Here is a 5,118-nt window from a genome sequence, read left to right as displayed (position 1 = left end):
CCTCTGCCTCCTTAAGCACGGTGATGATTTGGCTGTCCGAAAATCTCGATTTCTTCATTTTGTAGAACTCCCTCTATCCGAGAAAATTCTACTTCTGCACACCCCTATTTTCCGGGGGGATTACCCTACCAATCAATAAGAAAAGCCGCCCAAGGTAAAGATGCCTGGCCACTTGGATCGATAAATCAAGGGGTGATTTCTCTAAGCAATCATATTCAAACTTGGTTATCCCATCTTCCACAAAATGTGGTCGGCGTTCTTAACTTCTATGAATGGGGAAAGTACTAAAGAAATAGTATCGCCAGATACTAGCCAACAAGGATAGCCAATACACCCGCTAACTACTCCCACATTTTCTCAGCCATCGTTCCCCACACCATCTAACCTATTTAGTAATGGGACAACAATCAGCTGAATAAAAAGCCATGCAACGGAATCTTAGCCGTGAGGCACACCTTTGGTACACCATCACCTCGCCAGCCCATACAGACCGAGCGTGTAGTCACCTGCAGGATGCTTTTGATTTCCTGATGGCGCATATCAAAGGCTACCCTTCCATATCCGACTACCCACCTGTTCCATACTGGGGAGGCCGGACCGAAGAACTGTTGCAGCGCTACGCCCATGCCCGGCATTTACTAAAGGGCTGTGAGTACGGTGAGATGATCAGCTGGTGTGAAAGCCTCGGCGATATTCAGCGGGGTTTTGATGAAGGCAATATGAGCTGGATGGGGCCCGATGCAGATGTCTTTATCGGCAAGCTCAACGCCGCATACAGCATAGGCAGTGACTTTTGCACCGCACTGGCCATGAGCCAGCGTTATTGCGGCGATGCATACAAGCATAACACCCAGCCAGATTGGAAATCCGACCACCTCACCGATATCAGCGTGCCGGGTAACGATATTGCCTGTTACTACGAAGAAGCGGTTTTTCCCGACCTCCCCGAGCAGATTCCCGAATACCAGGCCGACACGTCCCTCACCTGTAAAACCGGCGGCATTGTCCCCTGGACAGGCGTATGGGTACCCGCCACAGGCATGGGAACAGCAGCCCTGGTGTTTGCCCGTGAAGGCGTACAAGTCATGCAGCCGGCGTATGAAGTGGTGCGCAGGGACGATGTGGATGACTACGTTACGGAATTCAAACCCGTCGAAACCACCTTCCACCCAGTTCGCCCCACAGGCCGGTTGATTGCGCTGGTGGAGCACAGTACCAAAGCAGAGGAAAACTTGCTCTGCGATCCTGGCCAGCCCTGCCCACACCCTGGCTATTGGTTTATTCCAACCCGGGTCAATTCGCGCCGGGCATTCCAACAAGGTGAACCCATGCCCTATGTCGAATCCGGCCGCGGCGCCGCGATTTGGCAGTGGGACACTCAGCAATGAGTGCAGTAACACCTGCATTACCCACCTATATCCCATCAGGCCGGGTCAGCCTGCGTGTGTTGCCATGGTTGTTCCTGCTAGGCATACCGGGTACTGCCATCAACGGTTGGGGGTATGCCGTTACGCTGGAGCAGAAACCACCATTCTGGGTCGCCCCGTTCCTGATGCTAATCTTTATCCTGTGCTGCAACCTCGTGAATTCCACGGTATTTGAAAAAGGCCATTCGCGTTCTGTCCGCTTCAATACGATAATTGCGGCATTGCTCTGCGTCTTTGCCTTTTGGGTACGCTGGGTAGCCACTTTCAAAGCCATCGACAACGCAAGCGCCACAGAATTTGCAACATCCGGACCCATCACATGGGCAAGCATGCTTTGGACATTGGCAACAACCGATGCCGCTAACGACCCGAACCAGTTCGGTCCCATTGTACGTTGCATTATCTGGTTGTTGGAATTTGCCGCTGCCATGCTGTTCTGCCAGATCATCGCTCGCGCCAGTACACGTACGCCTTATAGCGAGGCAATCCGGGCTTGGGCCAAATCCGGCACCAAAGGCGAGCTGTATTGGGAAGGCGGCAATGTGGAAGACTTGGCCAAGCATCTGGAACAGAACGGTGCCGCCGCCCTGTTGGCCATGCAAAAAGCAAACGAGCTTCAGGCCAATATCGTTGCTTCCACGTGGTGGACGATTGCGCTGGAAGGGCTTCAAGTAGAACCCGACCCAGCAGCGCGGTGGCTGAAGCTTGAGCATGTCGAGCAACGGCGCAACGACAAAGGTGGGATATCAACCAAGCGCCATACACTCGTAGAAGCTTGGCAAATATCCGATGCGGAATATAAAGCGATCTTCATCCACCTGGGCATCAGCCTTGTACCACTGGCCGCCAATAAGCCAGTGCAGGACGAAAATGCGGAACGCCCAACGCCAGTAGAACTGCAAACTGCCCTGGCTGCTTATCAGGCGGGTAACCCATCGAGCGCCATCACCGTCGCCACGGCACATTGCCAGCACCCGGACCCGGCCGTCCAAGCCGATGCATTACGGCTTTGCGCTTTATCGCATTGCGACATGGCGCAGTGGGACCAAGCCTTTGCGAAATTTCATTCGCTGTTCCCGCTAGAGCAGACAGCGCACAACGCATTGCAGCTCGCCACCACATCGGTCATGTCGGGTGAGTTGCTACGTGGGCAGGCATGGTTGGATAAAGCCATCGAACTGAACACAAAGACGCACGAGGTGCCCGTCGTCACCCTGCGTACCGGTTATATCTCTGCCTTGGAAAAATCCGGCAACCTGGAAGCTGCCCTGCCCCACCTTAATTGGGTTGCCGATGTTTATCGTTCCCTCGTTAATACCGATGCGCAATTCCTATGGACGCGCGGGTTGCCGCTCTTTTCCACATTCCTGGATAAATCGCTGCCTATTCTGCGCGCCAGCCTGTCGGACGCCGAGATTACCGCGTGGTACAACCAAGTCCGGGATGACGTAGACCCGGCAGGAAAAGATGCGCTTGACCAACATTTGCAGAAGCTGCATTCAGACTAGCGTCTGCTGCAGCGTCAAAGGCAACCCAGCCGGATTACTGGGCCGGTGGCTCTAGAGGAAGATAGTCCTCAATTTCAGTCAACGACAGATCCTTAACTTCTATCTCTGCCTTGAGTACCTCGAACTGCTTTTCGCTAAGCCTATTCTGGTCGTCCGGAACAAACCTCACCGTAATATCAGCTGTCTTCGGCTTAGCTCCAAAGAAGGGCAATGCACCAGCCCCTTTGGGATAGGTAGAGACTGATGTAGAGAGGTGCTCACCCTTCTGTGCTAAAGAGGAAATGGCTTCGATCTTCTGCCCAATATCCAAATAGGAAATCTCCTGGATATTGACTGTGCGCTCCCACCTCGGTCCATTGTGATAAACCGCGGCATACATGACTTTCGCCCTGATCGTATCTTCCCCCGATGCCAGCATCGCCATGTAGAAAGCCCAATGTACTTGTTGCCAGGAACGCTGCCTGTCCTTGCAAGCCACGTCGTGAATCACCGAAGCAACGCGATACTTGCCCTCGAACGGTCCACCGACAATCGACCAGGCAATTTGGGGAATGGACGCACCATCCACCACCGAACCCGCCGGCGCTTCCCATCGAATTTTTTTAGGGTCTTCATAGGCAAAGGACTCGATCAACTTCATCGTTCTTCCATCTGGCAGCCATTGCGCGACCACTCTGCCGATATAAGCACCATAATCACTTGCATAAGTTGGCATTGCCAGCCCAAACACCAACATTGCCCAGCACCATCGCTTTGCTTCACGACCCTGCATCGCCTGCATCTCCCCCAATCCAGCCCCAGTGCGCTGGCTTATTTTTGTTCGAAGGCGCTCTTAACACAGCTGCACTAGTGAGATCGTGAGCGGACTCTTAGAGCCGCTAACAAAACCCAGCGCAGCGGTTCTGGCTAGGCGTGTAAGCGCAGACAGTACGCGGGTACGGCAAGCTTACACAACAACGCCATAAGGGTTTTGTTAGCGGCTCTTATTGGCACTGTAGACCTGTATCCCATCCTTCAACGAAAGCCTGCTGCCTATCTTTCACTATCGGTGTCACCCAGCGCGCAAGCCTGACTTTATTGCCTCCTTTTAGGCGGTATCTGGTGAGCGATTTGAATTTCATTGGGTAGCTTCGCTGTATCCCGCATGTAATCAAGCGATAGCCCTTAGAGTCGCTAACAAAACCCTTCTGGCGTTGTTGCGCCAAGCTTGCCGTACCTACGTACTGTCTACGCTTGCTCGCCTAGCCAGAATCGCTTCGCTGGGTTTTGTTAGCGACTCTTAATGAGCGGTCTTACTTCAAACCTCAAATTTGACAATGGAATGTATAAGCATTCTTTGGATTTGCAATATGCATAAAAACAGGCAGAGTACATGGAGTTATTGCACTAATTCTGTTGGCAAAAATATCTCCAATACAAGGCAACAGTCTTAAGACCGCATCTAATCCAGGCCGTCTAAAGTTCGCGCTTTTGCGCCAAAACGTGCAATAACTTTAATTGGGAGGGGGCAGATATGGGCAGTGTGTCTAAGTCAAAGTGCGACAACGTCGCATGGCTGACTTCAGATGCTTGCCGATTAATTTGTTTTCCAATTGGAGTTTCAGTGCAATGAAGCAGCACCTAGCTTTCATCGCCATTAGTTGCCTCGCTGCATATTCAGCCATGGCAGATGATTTGGAGAAAATTCAAAAAAAGGGAGAGATCAGCATTGGCGTCCGTGCGGACTCTCCACCATTCGGTTACTTAGACAAAAATAGAGGCACGATCTCTGGCTACGACATTGAATTTGCCCAGTATGTCGCCAAGAAACTAGGGGTGAAACCTGTATTCCTCCCCATAGCCGCAGCCGACCGCGTTACATCGCTAAACAATGGACACATCGACCTTATCGTCTCCGCACTGGCAAAGACAGCAGCACGGGAGAAACAGCTTGATTTCAGCCTGGGCTACTTTGTCGCAACACAGAAATTCGCCGCTAAATCTGGCCGGTTCAGCAATCTAGGCCAATTTCATGAAGCCCGAATCTGTTCTCCCCGTGGCACAACCACAGACGGTTTGAATCCCCCCGGATAGTGAGGAGGCTCCATTTCTTGAGAGAATGGAGTTATGAAGAAGCCAACCAAGTATTCGCCAGAAGTCAAAGAACGCGCTGTCCGTATGGTTTTTGAACATCGGTCAGAGTA

General features: G+C 52.2%; 4 protein-coding genes. 3 read left to right on the top strand and 1 reads right to left on the bottom strand.

Annotated elements, in window-relative coordinates; translation table 11 throughout:
• The first annotated feature begins 425 nt into the window (after window positions 1-425).
• Both ACUHMQ_RS19955 and ACUHMQ_RS19950 read left to right on the top strand, forming a co-directional pair.
• On the top strand, window positions 426-1,388 hold the full coding sequence (locus ACUHMQ_RS19955) for a hypothetical protein (protein WP_445297203.1): 963 nt from the start codon (window positions 426-428) through the stop codon (window positions 1,386-1,388).
• The gene (locus tag ACUHMQ_RS19950) at window positions 1,385-2,935 is read left to right on the top strand and encodes a hypothetical protein (protein ID WP_445297202.1); all 1,551 of its coding nucleotides are present in this window, start codon (window positions 1,385-1,387) and stop codon (window positions 2,933-2,935) included. The genes ACUHMQ_RS19955 and ACUHMQ_RS19950 overlap by 4 nt, the downstream gene beginning before the upstream one ends.
• A gap of 34 nt (window positions 2,936-2,969) precedes the next feature.
• On the opposite strand, the gene ACUHMQ_RS19945 is transcribed toward ACUHMQ_RS19950, so the two are convergent.
• The gene (locus tag ACUHMQ_RS19945; protein ID WP_445297201.1) at window positions 2,970-3,716 is read right to left on the bottom strand and encodes a DUF1353 domain-containing protein; all 747 of its coding nucleotides are present in this window, start codon (window positions 3,714-3,716) and stop codon (window positions 2,970-2,972) included.
• A gap of 827 nt (window positions 3,717-4,543) precedes the next feature.
• Here ACUHMQ_RS19945 and ACUHMQ_RS19940 point away from each other — a divergent pair.
• Complete coding sequence (locus ACUHMQ_RS19940) at window positions 4,544-5,008, top strand: transporter substrate-binding domain-containing protein (protein ID WP_445297200.1); 465 nt, start codon at window positions 4,544-4,546, stop codon at window positions 5,006-5,008.
• Window positions 5,009-5,118 lie beyond the last annotated feature (110 nt).

It is taken from the genome of Chitinimonas violaceus (genome assembly GCF_052601015.1).
The sequence above is the reverse complement of the archived record's forward strand: the minus strand, read 5'-3'. Positions and strand labels throughout refer to the sequence as shown.